The organism is Pseudomonas sp. PDM32, assembly GCF_019219225.1.
Classification (GTDB): Bacteria; Pseudomonadota; Gammaproteobacteria; order Pseudomonadales; family Pseudomonadaceae; genus Aquipseudomonas; species Aquipseudomonas laurylsulfatiphila.
In genome coordinates, this window is record NZ_JAHUWE010000011.1 from 78,959 (window position 1) to 101,228 (window position 22,270).

Below are 22,270 nucleotides of genomic sequence, written 5' to 3' on the forward strand. Positions count from 1 at the left end.
GGCTGCAGTTTATCGAGGAATCGATTGAACCAACCCGCCAGCACGCCCATTTCATCCCGTCGCTCAACGCTGAGTCGCCGGGTCAGATCGCCCTCGCCATTGGCGATGTTTTCCAGCATTTCGGATACGCGTCGAATAGGTCGGGTGATACTCGCCGCCAGTAAGCCCATCAGCAACGTACCGACCAGAGTGACGCCAATCCCTGCGATCACCTGCACGGTTACCGACTGCTGATTTGATTGATCCAGAACCTGCTGCAACGTCGCCACGGAGGCCATCAACGTGGCACGCGGCACTTCAATAACTGTCATCCAGTGGTTGGAATTCGGTATAGGGGAAAACGGAACAACGAGCATGATGCCCGGGTTGCCAGGTTCGTCTATGGCGAGGGTTTCGCCAGTTTTCGCCCCCTCGAGCATCTCGGCGGCCTGACTCGGATAGATGTCCTTGATGGACTTACCCAACGATGCGAGGTCGCCACTTCGCCCCATGATGACGCCGGCGGCACTGACGAAGGTGAGTTTTCCTTGCCCCTCGAACAGTGAAGCACTGGCTTTCTGCGCGATGTTTTGCAGGCTACTCAACGCCAGGTCGATACTGACCACGCCGATGAACTTTCCACCGTCCATCAGAGGTATCGCAATGCTGGAGGTCAGTGTCGGCGCGCCATTCAACAGGAAGGAATAGGGCTCGATCAAACAGGACTTGCGGGTTTTCTTCGGGCAATTCCACCAGGCCTTTCCCGGATCATCGTCATCCTGCATTTCCTTTTCTTCAAGGACGAAGTTCTGCATGGAGGAGACATACACCGCAAAACGACCCTTGGCATTGCCGGTGAACTCGGCTGCCTTGATGCTGATCGAGTCGGCGCCATCGAGCGCATTGGGCTCAAATGAGAGGCCTACGCCGAGTATCTCCGGTGTGGTTGCCACCTGCGCCCGAATCAGTCGATACAGATCACCCCGCAGTTGCCCGGCAGCCCATCCATTTTGTCGGGCCTGCCGGCGCATCATGACGACCTGGGTGGCCAGGGAGCGGGCAAACATCATGCTGCTGAAGAACCGCTGCTCAATCCCATTGGCCTGCAGGAGCCCTGTCGCCTCAAGGTACTGCATGGATGCCAGTGACAACGAGTTCGTACCGGATTCCCTGACCACCGTCGACGTGTCGCGCATCTGCTGAATGGAAAAGCCCACCAGGCAGAGCACCATGACAAACAGGCAACTCCCGGCGGCCAGCGTTATTTTTGTTTTGATCGACAAGGTTCCCATCGCATCGCCTCACTAAAATTCAGCCTGGAACAACAAGTTTTTTTGTGGCAACTAAAAAAAAAGCCCCCCAATCGGGGAGCCTGAAAACACTTGGAAAAGCGGTAAGAGTGACCAGCAGTACCGAGAAACGACCCTTTCTCCCGCTACCCGCTTGCCAAGTGCTGCAACTAACCAAGCGGCCTGGTGAGATCCGCCGGTTCGATGTTCTAAAAAGAGCGCTGTCACGCCGACAAACGTTGCGCTCTATAAACGGGAGAAATCAGACAGCCTGCTTGTAACGGCGAATGCGGATATCCGCCTGTTCCTTGTGCCCGGCAAAACCTTCCATGCCGCACAAGCGGGAGCAGTACTCGCCGACCAGCACAGAGGCTTCATCAGTCAGAACACGCTGATAGGTGCAGGTCTTGATGAACTTGCCCACCCACAGGCCGCCGGTGTAACGCGCAGTCCCGGTGGTCGGCAATGTGTGGTTGGTGCCGATCACCTTGTCGCCGTAGGAGACATTGGTGCGCTGCCCGAGGAACAGCGCGCCGTAGTTGGTCATATGCTCCAGGAAATACAACGGGTCACGGGTCATGACCTGGACGTGTTCGGAGGCAATGCGGTCGGCTTCCTGGACCAGCTCATCCACGGTGTCGCACAGGATGATCTCGCCATAGTCACGCCAGGCGACGGAGGCGACGGGCGCGGTCGACAGGATGGCCAGCTGGCGCTCGATTTCCGCCGGCAGGGTTTCTGCCAGTTCGGCGCTGTTGGTCAAAAACACCGCTGGCGAGTTGACGCCGTGTTCGGCCTGGCCCAACAAGTCTGCGGCAATGATTTCTACGTCGGAACTGTCATCGGCTATCACCAGTGTTTCGGTCGGGCCGGCAATCAAGTCGATGCCGATTTTGCCGAACAGCTGGCGCTTGGCTTCGGCGACATATGCGTTGCCAGGCCCGACGATCATATCGACCGGCTTGAAGTCATCGGTCCCCAACGCCAGGGCAGCAATCGCCTGAACGCCGCCGACACAATAGATTTCATCGGCGCCGGCGAGGTACATGGCCGTCACGATGGCCGGATGAGGCTTGCCGTCGAAGGGTGGCGCGGCTGCAACCACACGCTTCACGCCAGCGACTTTAGCCGTCAGGACACTCATGTGTGCCGATGCCAGCAACGGATATTTGCCTCCGGGGATGTAGCAGCCCACCGAGTTCACCGGAATGTTGCGATGCCCAAGGATCACACCCGGGAGGGTTTCGACTTCGACATCGTGCATCGAGGCTTTCTGCACCTCGGCAAATCGACGGACCTGTGCCTGCGCAAACTTGATGTCGCCGATTTCCTGTTCCGAAAGACTGGCAACGCACGCGGCAATTTCTTCGTCGGTCAGGCGGAAGGTCGCAGGCTCCCACTTATCAAATTTCTTCGAATACTCCCGAACGGCTGCATCGCCGTTCTTGGCGACATTGGCAATGATCTGCTCGACCGTATCGCGCACTTGCAAAGCGATTTCGGCTTGGGCTTCGACGGGCTTACTTTTTTTCAGATAACGAATCATCAATATGCTCCAGGTGGTTCTTGATGCACGCAACATGCACTCAGCATTGGCAAACATCTTTTCTCACCCCCCTGCTCCGGGCAATTTCGCAGCCGCCTTATTGCTGACGCGATCTGACGCAGCACAGACGCAAAGTTGAAGCACTCCTGACAGCCCCGCCCCTCTGCCACGGGCAATCAAACTTATTCGTATAACCTTTTATTCTCAAAAACGACGTGTACAAAACTGTTCTGCAGCCTGTAGCAATGCACGCTGTCTAGACGCCACTCCTATTCTACTGGGTCATTTCATTAAAAATCCGATCAAGGCATTGACAGTACGGTTTTGAGTGATAGCTTAAATAAGCGGTTATACGTATAACCTAACAATCACACCCAACCTAAGAGGTGACCAACCGTGAGTCGAGTCTTGTATCTATACGGTGGCTGGCCCGGCCATTTCCCCTATGAAATAGCCGGATGGGCCCGGACCGTTTTCCAGGAGCTGGATTTCGACGTTGAAGAGTCGACAGACATCTTCACATTGGACAGGGATTTGACCGGTTATGACCTGATCGTGATCGGCTGGAACAACGCGGTCACCACTGAAACGCTGACCGCCTCGCAGGAAAATCGCCTGCTCGAAGCGATCGAAAGCGGCACCGGCCTGGTGGGTTGGCACGGTGCGGGGGCGGCCTTTCGCGCAAGCCTCAAGTACCACTGGGTACTGGGTGGTTCCTTTCTCGAGCATCCGATGGGCGAAGGCTTTCCCCATCCGTACCAGGTCAACGTCATCGACCGCACCCACGAAGTCACTCAAGGCGTCGAGGATTTCGAGGTGCGTTCCGAGCAGTACTACATGCAGGTCGACCCGAACATCCATGTGCTCGCCGAAACCACCTTCGACGGCAACCCGTTCCCGTGGATCAAGGGCCATCGCAGCCCGGTTGCCTGGGTTCGCCAGTGGGGCCAGGGGCGCGTGTTCTATCACTCGATCGGACACGACACCAGCAACCTCGCCGACCCGAATATCCGCCGCCTGACCAAGCAGGGCCTGAACTGGGCAACGCGCGGGCGTGCTGAAAGTCAAGGCAAAAACACTGCATCCACCCCGCTTTCATCAACCCAAGGAGTCCTGTCATGAGCAAATTGACCGGCAGCCAGATCGTGGCACAAACCCTGAAAAACTACGGCGTCGAGTATGTCGCCGGTATTCCCGGCCACGGCATCTGGACACTTACCGACGCCTTCCTCGAAGAAGACTCGAAACTCAAGTTCATCCAGGTCTTCCACGAACAGAGCGCCGTGCATCTGGCAGATGGTTACTACCGCGTGGCCGGAAAGCCGATGGCTGCGGTCACCTCCATCGGCGCCGGGGCCGCCAACACCGTGATCGGCATGGCCACCGCGTTCACCGACTCCACCAGCCTGATGCTGATCACTGGCGGGCCACCCACGCACATGCGTGGCCACGGTCTGCTGCAGGAGCTGGAACGCTACACCGACAACGACTTCCCTAAAATCGCCGAAGCCGTGACCAAGCGGCACTGGGTCGCGACGCGCGTTGAAGAGTTGCCGTTCATGATGCATCGGGCCTGGAGCTCGATGGTCACCGGTCGCCCAGGTCCGGTCCATCTGGAAATCCCGATGGACGTCCAGGCCGAGGCCGCGGAAGTGACCCTCCACGCCCTGGAGGAACGTACGCCGATCGGCAAATGCTTCCCGGATCCGGCGGCCACTGCTCGCGCCGTTGAAGAATTGCAATCCTGCAAGCGCCCGGTGCTGGTTATCGGTGGCGGTGTCATCACGGGCGAAGCCAGCGCTGAAGTGCTCGCCTTGGCCGAGGCCTGGCAAATTCCGGTGGTCACCACCTGGAACGGCAAAAGCGGCTTCCCGGAAGACCACCCCTTGTTCGCCGGCAGCGTCGGCCAGACCGGCACGATGTGCGGCAACAAAGTAGCCTCGACGGCCGATGTGATCATCGCCGTAGGTTGCCGTTTCACCGACTGGTCGTCGTCCAGTTATGCCAAGGGCGTGACCTTCGCCATTCCGCCGTCGAAGTTGATCCACATCGACATCGACCCGCACGAAATCGGCAAGAACTACCCCGTTACGGTCGGAATCTGTGCCGACGCCAAGCACGCGCTGGCCCATATCGTTGAGGGTCTGAAAGGCCAGACTGTCGATCGCGAAGCGTACCTCAGCGATCTGCGCGGCTATCAGGACGAATGGGAAACCAAGCTCGCCGGTCGTCGTGACTCCGACCGCTTCCCGTTCACCTCGCAACGTCCATTGGGCGCGCTGCGCAAGATTTTCCCGCGGGACACCATCGTGGTGGTCGGCTCCGGCAACACCCAGGGCGCGGTCAAGCAGACCTTCCCGGTCTACACCCCTCGCACCCACCTGACCTCCGGCGGGTTCTCCTCCATGGGTTGGGCCGTGCCTGCCGCCATCGGTGCCAAACTGGCTGCGCCGAACCAGCCGGTGGTCTGCATTCTGGGCGACGGTGACTTCCTGATGACGTCGCAGGAAATTGCGATCTGCGTGACCAACAATATTCCGGTCGTGTTCATGATCCAGAACAACGCCGGGTACATGTCGATTCGCGGTGGCCAGCGCAAGCAAACCAGCCGCCATATCGGCACCGAGTTCAACCATCCGGACGGCACGCCCTATAGCCCGGACTTCAAAGCGGTGGGCGAAGCCTTTGGCCTGAAGTCCTATCGTGTGGAGCGCCCGGAAGACCTCGAGCCGATCCTGCAGGAAGCCCTGGACTTGAACGCGCCGGTGTTGATCGAAATCCCGACTGACCGCGACGCTGCTGGCCCTTGGGTACCGGGTTGGTGGGACTTCCCGATTCCCGAATACATCACTGACGAACGTCAGGACGAGTACTGGGAAATCCGGAACTCCGAACAACACCTATAAGATCTGGAGCGGCTCAAATGAGTGATGCATTGATTTCGCATCATGCAGAGCTGAATCCACAATCGGGGGCGTCGCGCGAACCGCGCGCCCTCGACGTGGTGACACCTGATGCTGATGGCAATATCAATTGTGATGTGGTGATTATCGGCTCGGGCATGGGTGGTTCGACCTTTGCCCATGCGCTGCGAGATAGCGGGCTGGACGTTGTGATCGTCGAGCGCGGTGATTTTCTGCCACGAGAAATACAGAACTGGAGCACCGAATCGGTCTTCGGGCAAGGCCGTTATCGCAATGCCGAGCAATGGCTGGACGAGTCAAACCAACCCTTTTCGCCCGGCGTATTTTATTACGTCGGCGGAAACACCAAATTCTATGGCGCGATGCTGCCGCGGTTTCGCGAAGAAGACTTTGCCGAAATCCAGCACGCCGAAGGCGTCTCTCCGGCCTGGCCGATCAGCTATGCGGATCTGGAACCCTGGTACGCCGAGGCGGAAAAACTCTACCGGGTACATGGCCAGGCAGGCGTCGATCCCAGCGAGCCCTGGCGCTCGGGCCCCTACCCACAACCTGCGCTCAAACATGACCCTGCCCTGGCTTCCCTGGAGCAGAGCATGCGCCGGTCCGGGCTCAAGCCTTTCGTGATGCCTGCGGCCGTGGACTATGGCAATGGCGGTGGCTGCGTACTGTGCTCAACGTGCGACGGTTACCCTTGCCTGCTGGACGCCAAGGCTGACGCCGAGGTTTGCGCATTAAGGCCGGCCTTGCGCAGTGCAACCGTCAGGCTGCTGACCCGCACCACGATCCAGCAACTGAAAACTGCAGCAGACGGGCGGACAGTCACTCAAGCCCACGGCCTGATCGATGGTCGCGCAGTGACGCTGCGTGCCAAGCGCTTCGTGCTGGCCTGCGGGGCGGTAAACAGCGCCGCGCTGTTGCTCAAGTCGGCAAACGAACAGCACCCCGAAGGCCTGGGCAACAGTTCAGGGCAGGTGGGTCGCAACTACATGGTGCACAACAGCACGTTCATGCTGGCGATCGACCCTCGACGCAAAAACAAGGTGATCTTCCAGAAGACCCTGGCCATCAACGACTGGTACAGCGCCGGTGCGAACAACTCGTTTCCCTTGGGTAACGTGCAGATGCTGGGAAAAATCCGCGAACCCATGATCACCTCCATGCGTCCGTGGCTGCCGAAGTTCGCCTCGCGCTACATCACCGATCACAGCGTCGACCTGTACCTGACATCGGAGGACCTGCCAACCCGGGAAAACCGGGTCACGTATGACGCGCAACGCGGTGCGATCAAGGTCCATTGGAAACCCAATAACCTGAAAGCCCATGAAGGCCTGGTGACCAGGACCAGCCAGGTCATGCGGGCGGCAGGCTACCCGCTGATCCTGAAAGCACGCATGGGCATTGCCACCAACTCGCATCAATGCGGTACGGCGGTCATGGGCAAGGACCCGGTGTCGAGCGTGCTGGACCTCAATTGCAAGATGCATGACCTGGACAATGTCTGGGTGGTCGACAGTTCTTTCTTCCCGTCATCGGCCGCGGTCAATCCGGCACTCACCATCGCCGCCAACGCCCTGCGGGTCGCGGCGAACTTCAAGCAACTGGCGCAATGAATGGCATGACATGAAGCCGGAGGCTGCGGTCGCGCTGGGTCACCGCAGCCTTGTTCATCGATTGGCGTTAAACGTCCTGCACCTTGAGCGTCGAACTGCGCACGATCAATTTGGTGGCGAATATCTTCTGTTCAGGTTCCAGCGGAGTATCGGCTGGTGCATTCAACTGCTCGGTCAAAAGCCTTGCCGCGTAGACACCTTTCTCGACGATGGGTTGGCCAATGGTGGTCAGGCCCAGTTGCACCGCCTCGGGAATATCGTCGAAGCCAATCACCGAAAGGGTTTGTGGAACCTCGCGATTGAGCGCGTGGGCGGTTTTCATGCAAGCGATCGCCATGACGTCCGAACAAGCCACCACCGCCGTGACGTCGCTGGACGTCAGCAAGGTAAAGGCAGCGGTTTGCCCGGACGTCGAGTCAAGCCCGCCGGCCTCTATGATGCTCAAATCCTCGAATGCCAGGCCGGCTGCACTTGCCTCTTCCACGTAGCCGGTCAGCCGCTCCCTGACGATACGCTCACTTGCACTCTTGAACCGGTGCCGGTCGATGGGGCCGCGGTATCCGTCCGGGTTAAGACGGTCAATGATGACCCCTATCTTGCGATGGCCCAGATCCAGCAAGTGACGCATCTGCGCACGTGCGGCACCCCGGTCATCAATCCCGACAAAAAAAGAACCTTCCACCAACGGCGAATCGATCACCACAAACGGAATGTTCTGTTTCACCACGGCCAGCACGGCCGGGTGGTCATCGGGCAGGGTCGAGATAATCAAGCCATCGACCAACCCGCGCAGCGCAAGGCTGCCGTGATTCGCTGCCGGTGTCCGGCCGACAAACCGGTTGTTGTTGAGCGGGAACAACGTCAGCGCGACGTTCTCCAGTTCCCCTACCTCGCTGATCCCTCGCAGCAGGGCAACAGTGCAAGGGTCGGCGAACGCCAGGGACAACTTGTCCATCATCATCAACCCGATCGCCCCGATCTTGCCTGATCGAAGGCTACGCCCAAGCACATTGGGTCCCGGGTAACCCAGTGACGCCGCTACGGCAAGGATATGCTCACGCTGGGCCTCGGACAGTTTGGATGGGCGATTGTAAGCGTAAGACACCGCGGGCTGGGACACCCCCGCCGCCAGTGCTACATCTTTCATTGAAACGGATGCCATCGCTTGCTTCCCAACCTTTTTGAAACCTCGTGAGAGGTCAGTGAAAAAAAACGCCATGCACTCAGTGTAACCGTTGAGGTGAAACCTTCGGAACCAGTCGAGTGGCACTGAAAATGATCGCGATCATCAACGCGGCAACAGCGAGCAACGCCAAGGGCAGGCTGCTTGCATGGGCGACGAAGCCAATGGCTGCCGGCCCCATCAAAATGCCGAGGTAGCCCAGACTGGTCGCGGCGGCAATGGCCAGCTCACCAGGCATCGTCTTTTGGGCACCTGCCAGCGACAGGTAAACCGGAGCGATGTTGGCCAGACCTGTGCCAATCACCGCAAACCCCACCAGGTTCAACAGCCAGTCATTCGCCAACACCACCATCGCGAACCCCAACATGACCACGAGCCCGCCGCCAATGAGCACCACCCGTGGCCCCAGTTTCAGCAGTATCCGGTCACCGTTCAATCGGCCCAGCGCCATCATCACCGCAAACACTGCGTAACCCAGCCCGGCCAGGGAATGCTGGACGCCTCGCTCGTCAGCCAGGAACACCGCGCTCCAGTCGAGAATCGCGCCCTCCGCAAGGAAGGCGAACAGGCAAAGCATACCCAGCAGTAAAACCTTTCGGGTAGGCCTGACAAATATCGGGCTGCCTTCGTCACCGCTGCGTCCCAGCAACTGTCGGCCATGCGTCAGGACGAAGGCGACCAGGATCGCCATGACCGCACTGCTTGCCATCAACGGCGTGGCGCCCAGCCACAACAAGGCGGTGATACCGGCAGCACTGACAATCGCGCCGAGGCTAAACAGCCCATGGAAGCCGGACATCAGTGAGCGTCCCGTCGCGCGTTCCACCATCACGCCCTGAACGTTCATCGTCACGTCGACCGACCCGCACCCTGCCCCGAAAACGGTCAGGGCGAACATCAAACCGGCAAAGGAATGAGTCGTCGCCAACAAGGGCAAGGTCAGCAACACAAGCGCAATACCCACGTGCATCGTAAAACGACAACCCTTGCGCGCATTGAGAATCCCCGCCAGCGGCATCATCACCAGCGAACCCAAGCCAAGGCACAGCAACAGCAGCCCCAGGGCCGCGTCGTCGATCCCCGCTCTCGTGCGGGCATAAGGTACCAACGGAGCCCAGGCGCCCATGCATAACCCCGACAACAGGAACGTCGATCGATAGGCCAGCATATGAGGTGTAGCGCACGGCAGTAGCAATTCCTGAGATGACACGGAAACCCCTGTGCTCGGATCAATTTGAGTTATACGTATAACTCATAATAACCTGTTCGGCCACAGGATCCGTTCAAAACCAACAGCCTCGTCACACATGACTAGATGCTATACGTCGCCTGAATTGAGAATAGCCACGAAAAAGTTGACATCGATCTTGCCACCAATGTTATTTTTGAACGGAGTTATACGTATAACTTTTGCCTTACTCAGCTTTCGCATGAACACCCAACAAAAACAACAGGGACAATGCAGCGTGATGAATAACGTTCAAAAAACACCGATCCCCACTCGCATCCGCAAGGCGCGTATCGCGACGTTTCTCGGATTCATGATGATCGGCGCCATGATGTACATCTGGTCGACCGGGGTGAGTGTCTTCAGGACGCAACTGGGCTTTACCGGTGAAATGGGTGATGCGAACTTCGGCCTGATCGCACTCGGGGTCGGCGTCGGCTCAGCGGCGGGAGCGCTGCTGGTAGGCCGCCTGCTGGACACCTTCGGTGCTAAACCGGTAATCACCGTGTGCGCCCTCGCCTACCCCCTGTCCATTATCCCGCTGGGTTTCGTCAGCGGTTTCTGGTTTGCGATGTGTTTTGGCGTTGTGCTGGGCTTGCTGCGCGGCGCCCTGGATACCGCGTTGAATGCCCATGGCGTTCAAGTTGAGCGGTTTTACCAGCGCTCGATCATGTCCGGCTTCCATGCGTTCTATTCGCTGGGTGGCTTTCTGCTCGGGATGGCGTGCAGTTGGCTGACGGGTTTCTACACCGACAGCGTAAAAGTGCCATTTACCGTGCTGGGCATCGCCATGCTGATTGTCGGCTGTATTTTCAGCCGGTGGCTGCTGGGCAAGCATGATGTTCCAGACGCATCATCCGGCGACTGGCAAGCAGACACTCAGTCCGCTGATGAAATCGGCAAGGGTCCATCGACCAGAACGCTACTGGTGATGATTGCACTCGGCGCTCTGCTACTTGGCAGCATGATGGGTGAAAACGCGATTGCCGACTGGGGCCAGGAATACATTCGCCGCGAGTTCTCAACATCGACTTCCACCGCGGGCATGGCGGTGTCGATATTCGTCGGTGCGGCTTTCATCGGGCGCCTGTTCGGCGACCGTCTGGCGGCGACCTTTGGTAACGCTCAAGTGGTTTTCGCATGCGGGACCGTCTGTGTCCTCGGCATGACCCTCACCATCGTCGGCGGCACGGCTGTTACCGGCATCCTCGGCTTCGCACTGTTCGGCCTCGGCCTGTCCTGCATCGCGCCACTGATGATTTCCGCCGCCGGACGCCGGGACCCGCAACATGCAGGCCGCAACATCGGCATCGTCAATTGCATCGGCTTCTCGGGCATGCTCGTGGGACCCGCCGCCATCACCGTGATCGTCAGCCATTTCGGTCTCGATTCGCTGATGTTTTTCCCGTTGATCATGCTGGGCCTGCTAGCCACATTTGGCCCACTGCTGATGAGAGCGCCAAAAATCGACAAGCGCGTAAAACAGTCCGTCGTCAACAACACCAGCGCCTAGATCATCGGCGAACTGCTCGCGATACGCAGTGCCAGGCCTTCATAGGCATCGAGGGTGATGGTGAATCCGCCCTCGACCCGTTCGTTGATGGATCAATCTCGTCAGCGTTTGCGAGTCGATGCGTGGCTGGGGTATTGGAAGTACTGTTAATGCACATGGCCGAAGAGCTCGCGCAGAAAAAATAGTGCATAGGTATAGGGGGTATGCCTATCATGCGCAAAGCATAGGTAAAGGGGGTATCCATCCAATGGGCCACATCGCAGCAAACAAAGACGATCTTCTCAAGCGTGTAAAACGCATCGCCGGACAAATCCAGGCCGTTGAACGCGCATTGGAATCGGATCTCGATTGCGCCAGGACACTGCACCTTGTGGCCGCCACTCGCGGCGCCATCAACGGTTTGATGGAAGAAATCATCGAGGACCATGCGCGCGAGCATGTCGCGAACCCTGCGCTGAGCGAAGCGGAGCGCAACAAGGGCGTCGAAGAGTTGCTTGAAGCCATTCGCCGTTACTCCAAGTGAACGCATCCAGGTAGACATCATGAGCAGCCCCCACATCAACTACAGGCACGACCACGTGTTCCTTGGCCCGGCGCACGACGAAAATGCCAGGCGTACGCTTTGGGTAGTGGCATTGACCGTTGTGATGATGATTGGCGAGATCACCGCCGGGTACCTCACGAGCTCTATGGCGCTACTGGCCGATGGCTTTCACATGGCAACCCATGCCGGCGCATTGGGCATCGCGGCGGCCGCTTACGGATACGCAAAACGCCATGCCTACAGCCAGCGCTACAGCTTCGGTACCGGAAAGGTTGGCGACCTGGGCGGGTTCGCCTCGGCGCTGATCCTCGGCATGGTCGCCCTGGGCATTGGCGTTGAGTCTGTCATGCGCCTCTTGCAGCCAACAGAGGTTCAGTTCGGCACCGCGACGCTCATCGCGATTGCCGGCTTGATCGTCAACGTCGTCAGTGCCCTGCTGCTGGGCTACGATCACAGTCATGGGCACGATCATGAGGATCACGGCCATGCCCATGCCCACCACAGCAACGACAACAACCTGAAATCCGCCTACGTCCACGTCATCGCAGACGCGCTGACTTCGGTTCTGGCCATTGTTGCACTGCTCGCTGGCCGATATCTGGGCTGGGTATGGCTGGACCCGGTGATGGGCATCGTCGGCGCCATCGTTATCGCGCGTTGGGCCTGGACCTTGATGGGGACAACCGCAGGTGTGCTGCTCGATCAGACCGATGCGCACGTTGCCGGGGAAATCCGCGAACGGGTCGAGAAACCGGGGGATGCCACCATCACGGACTTGCACGTCTGGCGAGTCGGGCCGCAAGCTCATGCGGCCATCGTCAGCGTCCTTGGCGAAGCCACGGCGAGCGCCGACAGCATTCGTGAACGTCTCAAGCCGGTGCACGAGGTCAGCCACCTGACGGTCGAGTTTCGACCGGCCTGATCCCGCACCTCCCCATTCTTGTCTCCAAAGGAACCCCTGATGCCACCAGGCAAACGTGAACTGGCGCGGATCGAACGCCGGTTGATCACCACACTCACCGATGCGTGCGAAACAGCAAAAGGTGAAATCAAAGGCTTTACCTGGCTCACCCACACCGCTGACCTGAATGCGTTGACTGAAACCCTGAAGGTCATCTGGGTGTTCGAAACCCTGGCTGACAGGCAGCTCGCCCAGGTTGACGCGAAGGCGCGCATCCTTGAGTTGACGGCCATCGCGCTGCGTGAGGCCAACATCGACCTGACCCCTTCAGACCGCAATGTCCGTTTCGACTCTGAGCAAGAGTGCCAACGCACTCACGGCGGTGACTGGAAAAGTCGCCTGGCTCAATCACGGGTGGCCAAAGGTGACTGACAATGGCTAAGGAAATCGAAAACCCCTGCATTGCAGTTTGCCAACTCAGTGGTGATCTGTGTGTCAGTTGCGGGCGTAGCAAGGAAGACATCAGAAAGTGGAAACGCATGAAGCGGCCTGAAAAAATGGCCGCTGTGCAACGGGCGAATGTGCGCTTGAAAGGGCTCAGGAAAGCACAGGGTTAATCACTTCCTCAGCATTCAACAGTCGATGCATGCGGTAACCAGACGCACACTTCGAATCCGTCCCGTCGACCTGTTGCAGGGGAGATCAATTTCATTCTCGCGTTGACCCCCTGCACTATGGTTTTGGCAATCGCCAACCCCAGCCCTGAACCGCTGATTTCACTGTTTCCCCGCACAAAGCGCTCGGTGAGCCTCTGCAATACCGGCTCAGGCACCGGCAGGCCACCATTGACTACCCGCAGCAGCGCCTGGTCGGTGAGGCTGACTTCGACCGGTTGATCGGCGGTGCCATACTTGAGCGCATTCTCGATCAGGTTGCGCAACAGGATTGCAAAAGCGTCCGGATCAATCGTCGAGTACAGGCTCGTCCGGGTTGGCAGGTGCAACTCGATTCGGTGCCCACCGCTGTGGTTCCATTCATCGACCACATGCGCCAACAACGGAATGAGATCCTGGGGCGCTTCGGACAACAGCCCACCCCCCTCGGCCTTGGCCAGTTGCATGAGTTTTTCCGAGAGCCGCGTCAGTTCGCGCAACGCGTTTTCAATTTTAGCTGCGCGTAACCGCAACGGGCCTTCGGGCGCTTCGTGACGCAAACGCTGGATCTGCGCCAGGGTCGCGGCCAGTGGTGTGCGCAGTTCATGGGCGCTGTTGGCGGTAAAGCTGCGCTCGGTCTCCAAGGCCTTGCGCAAACGCTCCAGCAGGTGGTTGACCGCTTCGGCCAACGGATTGATTTCGGCCGGCAGGCGGGCCACCTGGATCGGCGACAGATCCCCCACGCCCCGAGCCTCCACTGCACGGCGATAGGCCAATACACTGCGCAGGCTGATGCGCACAAACATCCAGGTGCCAAACAGGCTGATGGGAATCAACGCCAATAACGGCAACAACAAGGCAAGCAACGCTTCGCGTGCCGCTTCACGGCGATGCTCAAGCGGTTCGGCAATTTCGATAAACACCGTTTGACGCAGCGCACTGGCGGCATACAGGCGGTATTTTTTTGTGGTTGAAAAGCCTTCGGCCGGTTGTTGGTTGAAGATCTTCGGGTTGGCGTCGTGGGACTGCATCAGGATTTGGCCCTTGGCATCGCGCACCAGATACGTCAGGTATTCCTTGTGCATTTTCAGGGTGGCGACATGCTGTGCCTCACGGGGATTTTCCCGGTTGCTGATTTCCAGCACCGCCAGGGGCAGGATGCGCTGCGCGGTCTCCTCCAGTGCACTGTCAAACGCCTCGTTCAATTCATGTTGCACCACCAGCCAGGCACCGACGGTTGCCGCCAGCCACAGCAAGGTCATGCCCAAGGTCAATCCCAGGCCGAGACGTTTTTGCAGGCTTGACGACGGCTTCATGCGCACACCAACCGGTAGCCCATGCCCCGCACGGTTTCTATCAGGTCGCGCCCGAGTTTTTTACGCAGACGGCTGATATAGACCTCGATGGTATTGCTCTCGATTTCGGCGCCGAAGGCATATAGCCGCTCTTCCAGCTGCGACTTGGACAGCAGCGCGCTGGGGCGCTGCACAAATGCCTCGAACAGCGCCCACTCGCGCGCCGTGAGGTCCACCGTCGCGCCAGCCCGCTGCACTGTGCGTGCACTCATGTCGACCTGCAGATCACCGAGCTTGATCTGTGGATTGGGGTTGCCGCTGTAACGCCGGGCCACCGCCGCCACACGGGCCGAGAGCTCAAACAGGTCGAACGGTTTGACCAGATAGTCGTCGGCACCGGCGTTGAGGCCAGCGATACGATCGGAAATCTGATCCTGGGCAGTCAGGATAATCACCGGGGTCACGTCCCCTGCCGAGCGTTGCTGACGCAAAAAATCCAGCCCGCGACCGTCCGGGAGCATCAGATCCAGCAGGATCAGGTCGTAAGGCGTGGTGCGTACGCTGTTGCGCGCATGGTCCAGGCGCTGCACCCAATCGACCGCGTGACCGTCATCGGCGATCTGCTCGCGCACCGCCTCCCCCAATCCCGGTCCGTCCTCGACCAATAAAACCCGCATCTGGCCCCTCCTGTGATGGTTGTCGTGCAGCACCTTAATCGCCTTACCTGACGTGAATCTGAAGATTCAGCTGGTTGTCAGGAATGCACCTTAGGGTATGCCACAGACGCCGACCTCGACGGGAGACAGATCATGAAATCAGTTTTTATTGCCAAAGCCACGCTGTTGAGCCTGCTGCTCAGCGGTTACGCCCTGGCCGATGACGACTGCAGCGACCCGGTGAGCGACTGGCAACCGCGCGAAACCTTGCGTCAGCAGGTAGAGCGACAGTATGGCTGGAGCGTGCAGCGCATCAAGGTCGACGACGGTTGTTACGAGCTCAAGGGGTTGGACCGCAAAGGCAATGCCATCGAAGCCAGCTATTCACCGGCATCGCTGCGCCTGCACACACTCGAGATCCATTTCCGCGACGACGGCGATGCCGGGGATTACCTCGGTAGCCCGCTCACCGAATGACACCTCGCCTGTCGATGAGTTTTTCCTGCGCTTCAGGTTGCTGTCAGCAAGCAGGTCCAGGCTCTCGACCTAACGCTCAAAAGGACACCACCATGAAAAAGATCATCACAGCAACTTGCCTCGTCGGGGCCATTGCCCTGCCGGGACTGGCCCAGGCCCGTGAGGTGACCTTGACCACACAGCTCAAGGACTACGGCGGAAATGATGCCTACCTGGCGATCTACGTCACCGACGCCAATGGCCAATACCAGAAAACCCTCTGGGTGGCCGGCAAGAAGGCCAAATATTACAAACACCTGGGCGATTGGGTTCGTGGCAGCGGGATGAACCCGAGCGAGTTTGACGGCGTCAGCGGCGCCAGTGTCGGCAGTGGGCGCACGCTCAAAGTCAGCGTCGAACTGGCAGACACCCTGATTGATGCCGGGTATCAGATCCGTATCGACAGCGCCGTCGAGGACAAACGTGACGCCCGCGCCGATGTCAGCGTGCCCCTGACGTCCAAGGGCGCAGGCAAGCCGGCAACCGGCAGTACCTACGTCGACTCCTTTACTTACGATCTGTAGCACCCGCCAATTCTGGAGGCTGAACATGCTTCGTCAGTTCCATTCCCTGCCTGGCCTGATCGCCACCCTGTTGGTCATGCTGTTGGCCATCAGCGGCGCGATCCTGTCTGTCGACCCGGCCCTGGAACGCCTGCACAGCACGCCCTCACCTGCCGGACAACAAAACGTCGGCCAACTGGCCGGGCGCGTTGCCAGCCACTTTCCGGGCGTGGAGCAGATCCAGCGCACGGCGTCCGGCACGCTGATCGTTTACTACAACCAGAACGGCCAGGCCGGGGCGGAAAAGGTCGACTCACTGACCGGCGAAGGCCTCGTCGCTTACGAGCCATCCGCGTTCTCACGTTGGGTGAAAGACCTGCACCGCTCGCTGTTCCTTGGCACGCCGGGCCATGGCGTGTCAGGTGTCGGTGCCCTGTTCATGCTGATGCTGTCGGTGTCCGGTGCGCTATTGCTGGCCCGGTGCCTGGGCGGCTGGCGCAACCTGCTGCAGCCACTGCGGGGCCCCTTCAGTCAGCGCTGGCATGCCGAAGTCGGGCGACTGGCACTGCTCGGGCTGCTGCTGTCGGCATTGAGCGGGCTCTACATGTCCGCCACCACTTTTGGTTTTATCGACGACGGCAGTCAAAGTGAACCGGCCTTCCCCGCCCATATCAGCGCCGGCCCGGCCTTGCCGGTGGCGACACTGCAAGCCTTGCAGGCCACCGACCAGAATGACTTGCGCGAACTGGTCTTCCCCAGTCCAGGCAACCCGAGGGACGTGTTTTCCCTGCGCACGGTGCAGGGCGACGGCTACGTGGATCAGGCCAGCGGCGCCTTGCTGTCCTATCAAGCTCACGACTCGATGCACAACCTCTACCAATTGATCTATCAGCTGCACACCGGCGAAGGTCTGTGGTGGCTGGGCCTGCCGCTCGGGCTCTGCGCCCTCTGCGTACCGTTGATGAGCGTGACCGGCATTCTGTTGTGGTGGCGACGCCGCAAGGCTGGCCCGAACATCCGCAACAACAGCCCGGCCCACTGTGCCGACAGCGTGATTCTGGTGGGCAGCGAAAACAACAGCACCTGGGGTTTTGCCAAAACCCTGCACGACGCTTTGCACCAGAGTGGCCACCAGGTGCACAGCGCGGCGATGAATGAATGGAGCGGCGATTACCGCAATGCCCAACGGGTGCTCATCCTCACTGCGACCCACGGTGACGGCGATGCACCGGCCTCGGCTTCGCGGTTCCTGGCGCGGCTGGCCAAAACCGGCCTCAAGCCTGGCCTGCCCTATGCAGTGCTGGGCATGGGCGACCGCCAGTTTGCGCAGTTCTGCCAGTATGCCCATCAGGTGCAGGACGCGATGTTGCAGGCCGGTGGTTCGCCCTTGCTGGGGCTGGAAACCGTCAACCGCCAGTCACCTCAGGAATTTGCGCGCTGGGGCCACGCGCTGGGCGAAGTGTTGGGTAAGGATCTGGTGCTAGTTCACACCCCGCAGCCGCCGCGCAAACATCAATTGCAGCTGACAGAGCGGATTGCCTATGGCGAACAGGTGAATGCGCCGACCCACGTACTGCGCTTCCAAGCCAGCGGCGATCTGCCGGGCTTTCTGGTCGGTGATCTGGTCGGGATTCTGCCCCCGGGCAGCCCGATCCCGCGTTTCTACTCGCTGGCCAGCGGTTCCCAGGACGGCGTGCTGGAGATCTGTGTGCGTAAACACAACGGTGGCATGTGCTCGGAATTCCTTCATGGCCTGACCATCGGCGCGCACATCGAAGCTTTCATCCAGCCCAACCCGCAATTTCGGCCGGCATCGGGCACGCACCCGGTAATCCTGATCGGCGCCGGCACCGGCATTGGTCCTCTGGCCGGGTTTATTCGCAACAACAAAGCCCGACACCCAATGCACCTGTATTGGGGCGGGCGCAACCCGGCCTCGGACTTTCTCTATGAACCGGAGCTCAACCAATACTTGTCGGACCGACGCCTGACGGCACTGCGCGCGGCCTTCTCTCAGGTTCAGGACCGTTGCTACGTGCAAGACCGACTGATCGGCGATGCCCTGGCCTTGCGCCGGTTGATTGAAAAAGGTGCTCAGGTGCTGGTTTGTGGTAGTCGCGAAATGGCCAAGGGCGTGATGCAGGCCCTCGATGAAGTGTTGGCGCCTCTGAACCTGAGTGTGCTGACCCTCAAGACACAAGGACGCTACCGTGAAGACGTCTACTGAGTTGCAACGCTACAGCCTGAACGGCGAAACCATGGGCACCCGCTACACCGCCCTGTTTTATGCCGAAGCCGGGATCGATACCGACGAAATTGGCCATCGCCTGGCGCGTGCCGTAACCCGGGTGGACCAGCAAATGTCCACCTGGAAACCCGACTCGGACCTCAACCGCCTCAACGCCGCTCCCGTGCAGGAATGGGTGCCCGTGCCCAAGGAACTGGCCACGGTACTGTCAGCAGCACTGCGCGTCAGTCAGCAATCCGGCGGCGCCTTCGACATTGCTGTCGGCGACCTGGTTAATGCCTGGGGGTTCGGCCCCGGGGAGCAAAGGGGCACGGAGCAGGCGATGGGCTCGATTGCGCCGCGCCCCCGACTGTCAGCCAGCGCCGCATTGGTGGTTGAGCCCCAACGCAATCAGGTGCGCAAGCGCGCGCCGTTGAACCTTGATTTGAGTGGCATCGCCAAAGGTTTTGGCGTGGATGAACTGGCCCGCTGCCTGGACGGTTTGGGCATCGACCGTTACCTGGTCGGCATCGATGGCGAGATGCGCGCCCGGGGCGTTAAACCTGACGGCCAGTGCTGGGCCGTGGCCCTGGAAAAGCCCAACCGGGGCGTGCGTGAAGTCATGGGCGTGATGGAGCTTGGCGATGCCGCAATCGCCACCTCCGGGGACTATCGACACTGGATCGATTTGGCCGGTCAGTCCTATGCTCATACCATGAACCCGGCCACCGGCACGCCGCTGTGCAACCCGCTCGCCGCCGTCACCGTGGTGGCAGCCTCGTGCATGCTCGCCGATGCCTGGGCCACGGCGTTAATGGTGCTGGGCGAAACCGAGGGCCCACGTCTGGCTCAAGAACGCGGGATGGACGCGCTGTTCGTGCTGCGCGAGGGTACACAGTTCAAAGAAATATCCATTGTCGGCGGCCGGTTGCAGGCGCAGATTGAAACCCGCTGACGCCGTTTGCCGGCCCGCGTCCGATGTGAACCGCCTAATGACAGTGAGTCCCGTTAAACAATGAAATTCATGCACAGGCACACCGAGGCACACCGAAGCGATCGTATCGGCTGGCTGCGCGCCGCCGTCCTTGGGGCCAACGACGGGATTGTCTCTACCGCCAGCCTGCTGATCGGCGTCGCGGCCGCCAACGCCAGCCACGCCACGTTGCTGGTTACCGGTATGGCAGGGCTGATGGCCGGTGCCATGTCCATGGCCGCTGGCGAATACATTTCCGTGCACTCCCAGGCCGATACCGAGCGGGCCGATCTGTCCCGGGAACGGGCAGAACTGGCGAGCGACCCGAAAGCCGAGCACATCGAGCTTGCCAACATCTACATGCATCGCGGCGTATCACCCGAACTGGCGCATCAAGTGGCCGATCAATTGATGGCCCATGACGCACTGGGCTCTCATGCCCGGGACGAGTTGGGCATCAGCGCCACCCTCACCGCCAAACCCTTGCAGGCCGCCCTGGCCTCCGCCGCCAGTTTCGTGGTGGGCGCCGCGTTGCCCCTGGCCGTGACTTTTTTCGCCCCGGCGCACAGCGTCGGGCCCTGGATATCGGCCATGTCATTAGTGTTTCTCGGGACATTGGGCGCCATTGCCGCCAAGGCTGGCGGGGCCAACGTCATGACCGGCGCCTGGCGGGTAACATTCTGGGGGGCTCTAGCCATGGGGATTACGGCACTGGTGGGACACGTGTTTGGCGCAGTGGTCTAGCGGGCGACTGCGTTGACCTCAGAGTTTGATTGCGCGCTTTGATCAAGCGCGCAGGTTCAAGGTTTTCTTTTGCAGTGCGACTCGGGCGCACCGTATCCCCACGTGATTGTCGTCTCGGCCTGATGCTCCCGAAGGGTCTCATTGCGCCCAAGGTATTTAATGCCACTGCCGCCTGGCTGCTGGTACATCAGCGATACGCTATCGCCACGCTCGGCGATCAATGTCGGCGGATCAGTGTTGAAGTACATGGCCGTGACCTCGTTAGCCGGGTTGCCGTCGCACTCGTAGTAAACCGGCCCTGTGCCCGCTACCAGTCGATACCGTGCCTGCAACTCGGCGATGCGGCGCTGGTATTCCATGCGTACGCAGGCACCCGCATCATCGCTCTTCCAGCAGTCATCGCGCCCCTTGATCCATCCACGTTGCTCTGCTTTCAGCGTGGGAGGATGCTCGTTGCCGGCCTTGATACGCGCACTGGCATAAACCTGCGACAGCTTGCGATCGAGCGCGGACAAGTCCTTGTCCTCACAGATCATCGCCTCGATACCGCCGGGCTCCACCTTGGCGCAATCGTAAGAAGGGCCAGGAACAACATTGACCGTCCGGGGTTTTCCGGCGTCGCTCCCGGTCGCCTGCATCGCCTTGGTCTGCTGATCAATGTACGTGCACCACTTTTCGGAGCTTTGTTCAGGGACGTTTGCCCTACCGCGAACCCCGGCTTTGAATTCGATCACCGATTTCCATTCGTCGGAGCCAATATCAGGCCCGTGCCCTTGCGCATCGGCAGTTTGCAGTCTCTTTTCGATCGCTTGGTACCAGGCGTCAGAGCATAGGGTTTGCGCCTGGGCAAATCCTGTAGCGCCGACAAAAAGCAAGGCAAGATACTGGGTCATGTGCAGTCCTTTTTGATCCGGGCCGTCGTCAAACAACGGCATAAGCCGACATCCGTCGGGTCGACCACTATGGGCTTGTTATAATCAGCAAGGACGAACAGAAACCGGACAGCATGCCGACACTTGAATACCTGACCGCCAGCGCTGGAATGAAGCACTCAATGAAGCCTCCAGGGTTATAAAAGGACTTATCGCAGAATGTGGCCATATCTTGCTCCGACCCTTCTGGCGTGTCTCCTCCAATTGCTGGCAGCGAGTGCCAACGCCGCACAGCAGGCGCATGAAACGCTGACAATCATGGTAGAAGATGCCGCCGCACCCTGGTCAAACCGCGACGGTACAGGGTACGCCAACGACGTGGTCCTCGCCGCCTTCAAAGAGATGGCCATGGAGGCCAGGTTAAAAGTAGTGCCCTATTCACGCTGCAAGTACATGGTGCTCAACGGCCAGGTCGCCGCGTGCTTCAACATGAGCTGGCAACCCGAATTCCAGGGCAAGATCAAACTGGCGGCGCGACCGATATTCAACGTCAGTAACGATGTTTTTGAATCCATCAAGACCCCCTTGCCGAAGCCCCCGGACGGTCAATGTATTTTGCCGCCCGGCACCGTCGTCGGCATCACCAGAGATTACGAATACTCAACCCAGGTCATGGCACTCCAGACCTCGGGGGTCGTGTTCGAGAATTCCCTCTCAGACTTGACGAGCCTCCAGAAACTCGCTGCTCGACGCTTTCAGGCAGCCGTGATCATGAGCAACGACCTCGAGGTCCGAAACCGAAAGGCTCAGCAGTCAGGGACAGAAGATACCGTGCGCTTCGCCTTCAATTGCGGACTGGTGAACTCGACGATAGGTTTTAGCCTGTCCCATCCAGACGGATTGCGAGCACTGGAAATGTATGACGAAGGCTATCGACGCATCGAGGCCAACGGTGTGCTCAAGAAGCTTCACCAGCGCTGGTTTCCTGAGTAGTGAATTGCCCAGGGTTTCACTGTAGGAGCCAGCCTGCTGGCGATGGATTCAAGTACGCCGCGTTCATCCAGTTCACCCGCGTTATCGTTAACGACCATCGCTGGCAGGCCAGCTCCTACAG

At 59.6% G+C, this 22,270-nt stretch carries 20 protein-coding genes and 1 pseudogene; 14 read left to right on the top strand and 7 right to left on the bottom strand.

Annotated elements, in window-relative coordinates; genetic code table 11:
* Positions 1-14: 14 nt before the first annotated feature.
* Together KW846_RS30530 and hisD are read right to left on the bottom strand one after the other, a co-directional pair.
* Positions 15-1,271 (bottom strand): annotated as a pseudogene (locus tag KW846_RS30530) (HAMP domain-containing protein); the annotation flags it as partial.
* A gap of 259 nt (positions 1,272-1,530) precedes the next feature.
* Entirely contained in the window at positions 1,531-2,814 is a 1,284-nt protein-coding gene (gene hisD / locus KW846_RS20945; protein WP_218484855.1) for a histidinol dehydrogenase, read from the bottom strand.
* 396 nt (positions 2,815-3,210) lie between these two features.
* On the opposite strand from hisD, the gene KW846_RS20950 reads away from it, so the two are divergent.
* Genes KW846_RS20950 through KW846_RS20960 form a run of 3 tightly spaced genes read left to right on the top strand, consistent with a single transcriptional unit; the run spans position 3,211 to position 7,348 of the window.
* The gene (locus KW846_RS20950) at positions 3,211-3,936 is read left to right on the top strand and encodes a ThuA domain-containing protein (RefSeq protein WP_218484857.1); all 726 of its coding nucleotides are present in this window, start codon (positions 3,211-3,213) and stop codon (positions 3,934-3,936) included.
* Positions 3,933-5,720, top strand: coding sequence for a thiamine pyrophosphate-binding protein (locus tag KW846_RS20955; protein ID WP_218484860.1), 1,788 nt, complete (start codon positions 3,933-3,935; stop codon positions 5,718-5,720). The genes KW846_RS20950 and KW846_RS20955 overlap by 4 nt, the downstream gene beginning before the upstream one ends.
* A 17-nt stretch (positions 5,721-5,737) precedes the next feature.
* On the top strand, positions 5,738-7,348 hold the full coding sequence (locus KW846_RS20960; RefSeq protein WP_218484863.1) for an FAD-dependent oxidoreductase: 1,611 nt from the start codon (positions 5,738-5,740) through the stop codon (positions 7,346-7,348).
* A gap of 67 nt (positions 7,349-7,415) precedes the next feature.
* Here the strand turns inward: KW846_RS20960 and KW846_RS20965 are convergent, their stop codons facing one another.
* Positions 7,416-8,510 carry a LacI family DNA-binding transcriptional regulator gene (locus KW846_RS20965; RefSeq protein ID WP_007974806.1) on the bottom strand — a complete coding sequence of 365 codons (1,095 nt, stop codon included), beginning with the start codon at positions 8,508-8,510 and terminating at the stop codon, positions 7,416-7,418.
* A 61-nt stretch (positions 8,511-8,571) separates the two neighbouring features.
* Positions 8,572-9,699 (bottom strand): MFS transporter, encoded by a 1,128-nt coding sequence (locus KW846_RS20970; RefSeq protein ID WP_218484865.1) that lies wholly within the window; start codon positions 9,697-9,699, stop codon positions 8,572-8,574.
* A 301-nt stretch (positions 9,700-10,000) separates the two neighbouring features.
* Between KW846_RS20970 and KW846_RS20975 the strand changes: the two genes are divergently transcribed.
* From KW846_RS20975 to KW846_RS20995, 5 genes are all read left to right on the top strand, one after another.
* Positions 10,001-11,272 (top strand): MFS transporter, encoded by a 1,272-nt coding sequence (locus KW846_RS20975; protein ID WP_218485148.1) that lies wholly within the window; start codon positions 10,001-10,003, stop codon positions 11,270-11,272.
* Between the two features lie 247 nt (positions 11,273-11,519).
* Positions 11,520-11,795 (top strand): metal/formaldehyde-sensitive transcriptional repressor, encoded by a 276-nt coding sequence (locus tag KW846_RS20980; protein ID WP_007974809.1) that lies wholly within the window; start codon positions 11,520-11,522, stop codon positions 11,793-11,795.
* Between the two features lie 19 nt (positions 11,796-11,814).
* The gene (gene dmeF, locus KW846_RS20985) at positions 11,815-12,738 is read left to right on the top strand and encodes a CDF family Co(II)/Ni(II) efflux transporter DmeF (RefSeq protein ID WP_218484868.1); all 924 of its coding nucleotides are present in this window, start codon (positions 11,815-11,817) and stop codon (positions 12,736-12,738) included.
* A gap of 39 nt (positions 12,739-12,777) precedes the next feature.
* Complete coding sequence (locus tag KW846_RS20990) at positions 12,778-13,149, top strand: hypothetical protein (protein WP_218484870.1); 372 nt, start codon at positions 12,778-12,780, stop codon at positions 13,147-13,149.
* Positions 13,150-13,151: 2 nt separating this feature from the next.
* Positions 13,152-13,334: a DUF1289 domain-containing protein gene (locus KW846_RS20995; protein WP_007974813.1), complete on the top strand. Its 183-nt coding sequence runs from the start codon at positions 13,152-13,154 to the stop codon at positions 13,332-13,334.
* An 8-nt stretch (positions 13,335-13,342) separates the two neighbouring features.
* Here the strand turns inward: KW846_RS20995 and KW846_RS21000 are convergent, their stop codons facing one another.
* On the bottom strand, positions 13,343-14,686 hold the full coding sequence (locus tag KW846_RS21000; protein WP_218484872.1) for a HAMP domain-containing sensor histidine kinase: 1,344 nt from the start codon (positions 14,684-14,686) through the stop codon (positions 13,343-13,345).
* Positions 14,683-15,342, bottom strand: a complete 660-nt coding sequence (locus KW846_RS21005) for a response regulator transcription factor (protein ID WP_218484875.1) — start codon at positions 15,340-15,342, stop codon at positions 14,683-14,685. The genes KW846_RS21000 and KW846_RS21005 overlap by 4 nt, the downstream gene beginning before the upstream one ends.
* 132 nt (positions 15,343-15,474) lie before the next feature.
* On the opposite strand from KW846_RS21005, the gene KW846_RS21010 reads away from it, so the two are divergent.
* The 5 genes from KW846_RS21010 to KW846_RS21030 all read left to right on the top strand — a co-directional run bounded on the left by KW846_RS21010 (position 15,475) and on the right by KW846_RS21030 (position 20,284).
* Positions 15,475-15,798, top strand: a complete 324-nt coding sequence (locus KW846_RS21010; protein WP_218484877.1) for a PepSY domain-containing protein — start codon at positions 15,475-15,477, stop codon at positions 15,796-15,798.
* A gap of 92 nt (positions 15,799-15,890) precedes the next feature.
* On the top strand, positions 15,891-16,361 hold the full coding sequence (locus KW846_RS21015) for a DUF2271 domain-containing protein (protein ID WP_218484879.1): 471 nt from the start codon (positions 15,891-15,893) through the stop codon (positions 16,359-16,361).
* 25 nt (positions 16,362-16,386) lie between these two features.
* Entirely contained in the window at positions 16,387-18,567 is a 2,181-nt protein-coding gene (locus tag KW846_RS21020; RefSeq protein WP_218484881.1) for a PepSY domain-containing protein, read from the top strand.
* Positions 18,551-19,522: an FAD:protein FMN transferase gene (locus tag KW846_RS21025; protein WP_371321767.1), complete on the top strand. Its 972-nt coding sequence runs from the start codon at positions 18,551-18,553 to the stop codon at positions 19,520-19,522. The genes KW846_RS21020 and KW846_RS21025 overlap by 17 nt, the downstream gene beginning before the upstream one ends.
* Before the next feature lie 60 nt (positions 19,523-19,582).
* On the top strand, positions 19,583-20,284 hold the full coding sequence (locus KW846_RS21030; protein ID WP_007974824.1) for a VIT family protein: 702 nt from the start codon (positions 19,583-19,585) through the stop codon (positions 20,282-20,284).
* Between the two features lie 56 nt (positions 20,285-20,340).
* On the opposite strand, the gene KW846_RS21035 is transcribed toward KW846_RS21030, so the two are convergent.
* Positions 20,341-21,219: an MliC family protein gene (locus tag KW846_RS21035; protein ID WP_256356814.1), complete on the bottom strand. Its 879-nt coding sequence runs from the start codon at positions 21,217-21,219 to the stop codon at positions 20,341-20,343.
* Positions 21,220-21,375: 156 nt separating this feature from the next.
* On the opposite strand from KW846_RS21035, the gene KW846_RS21040 reads away from it, so the two are divergent.
* Positions 21,376-22,149, top strand: coding sequence for an ABC transporter substrate-binding protein (locus tag KW846_RS21040; protein WP_218484882.1), 774 nt, complete (start codon positions 21,376-21,378; stop codon positions 22,147-22,149).
* Positions 22,150-22,270: the final 121 nt, after the last annotated feature.

Bases quoted from the DNA above. Each gene is read 5' to 3' on its own strand.
- hisD (WP_218484855.1), bottom strand. From the start codon at position 2,814: ATGATTCGTTATCTGAAAAAAAGTAAGCCCGTCGAAGCCCAAGCCGAA.
- KW846_RS20955 (WP_218484860.1), top strand. From the start codon at position 3,933: ATGAGCAAATTGACCGGCAGCCAGATCGTGGCACAAACCCTGAAAAAC.
- KW846_RS20960 (WP_218484863.1), top strand. From the start codon at position 5,738: ATGAGTGATGCATTGATTTCGCATCATGCAGAGCTGAATCCACAATCG.
- KW846_RS20965 (WP_007974806.1), bottom strand. From the start codon at position 8,510: ATGGCATCCGTTTCAATGAAAGATGTAGCACTGGCGGCGGGGGTGTCC.
- KW846_RS20970 (WP_218484865.1), bottom strand. From the start codon at position 9,699: ATGCTGGCCTATCGATCGACGTTCCTGTTGTCGGGGTTATGCATGGGC.
- KW846_RS20975 (WP_218485148.1), top strand. From the start codon at position 10,001: ATGAATAACGTTCAAAAAACACCGATCCCCACTCGCATCCGCAAGGCG.
- KW846_RS20980 (WP_007974809.1), top strand. From the start codon at position 11,520: ATGGGCCACATCGCAGCAAACAAAGACGATCTTCTCAAGCGTGTAAAA.
- dmeF (WP_218484868.1), top strand. From the start codon at position 11,815: ATGAGCAGCCCCCACATCAACTACAGGCACGACCACGTGTTCCTTGGC.
- KW846_RS20990 (WP_218484870.1), top strand. From the start codon at position 12,778: ATGCCACCAGGCAAACGTGAACTGGCGCGGATCGAACGCCGGTTGATC.
- KW846_RS20995 (WP_007974813.1), top strand. From the start codon at position 13,152: ATGGCTAAGGAAATCGAAAACCCCTGCATTGCAGTTTGCCAACTCAGT.
- KW846_RS21000 (WP_218484872.1), bottom strand. From the start codon at position 14,686: ATGAAGCCGTCGTCAAGCCTGCAAAAACGTCTCGGCCTGGGATTGACC.
- KW846_RS21005 (WP_218484875.1), bottom strand. From the start codon at position 15,342: ATGCGGGTTTTATTGGTCGAGGACGGACCGGGATTGGGGGAGGCGGTG.
- KW846_RS21010 (WP_218484877.1), top strand. From the start codon at position 15,475: ATGAAATCAGTTTTTATTGCCAAAGCCACGCTGTTGAGCCTGCTGCTC.
- KW846_RS21015 (WP_218484879.1), top strand. From the start codon at position 15,891: ATGAAAAAGATCATCACAGCAACTTGCCTCGTCGGGGCCATTGCCCTG.
- KW846_RS21020 (WP_218484881.1), top strand. From the start codon at position 16,387: ATGCTTCGTCAGTTCCATTCCCTGCCTGGCCTGATCGCCACCCTGTTG.
- KW846_RS21030 (WP_007974824.1), top strand. From the start codon at position 19,583: ATGAAATTCATGCACAGGCACACCGAGGCACACCGAAGCGATCGTATC.
- KW846_RS21035 (WP_256356814.1), bottom strand. From the start codon at position 21,219: ATGCCGTTGTTTGACGACGGCCCGGATCAAAAAGGACTGCACATGACC.
- KW846_RS21040 (WP_218484882.1), top strand. From the start codon at position 21,376: ATGTGGCCATATCTTGCTCCGACCCTTCTGGCGTGTCTCCTCCAATTG.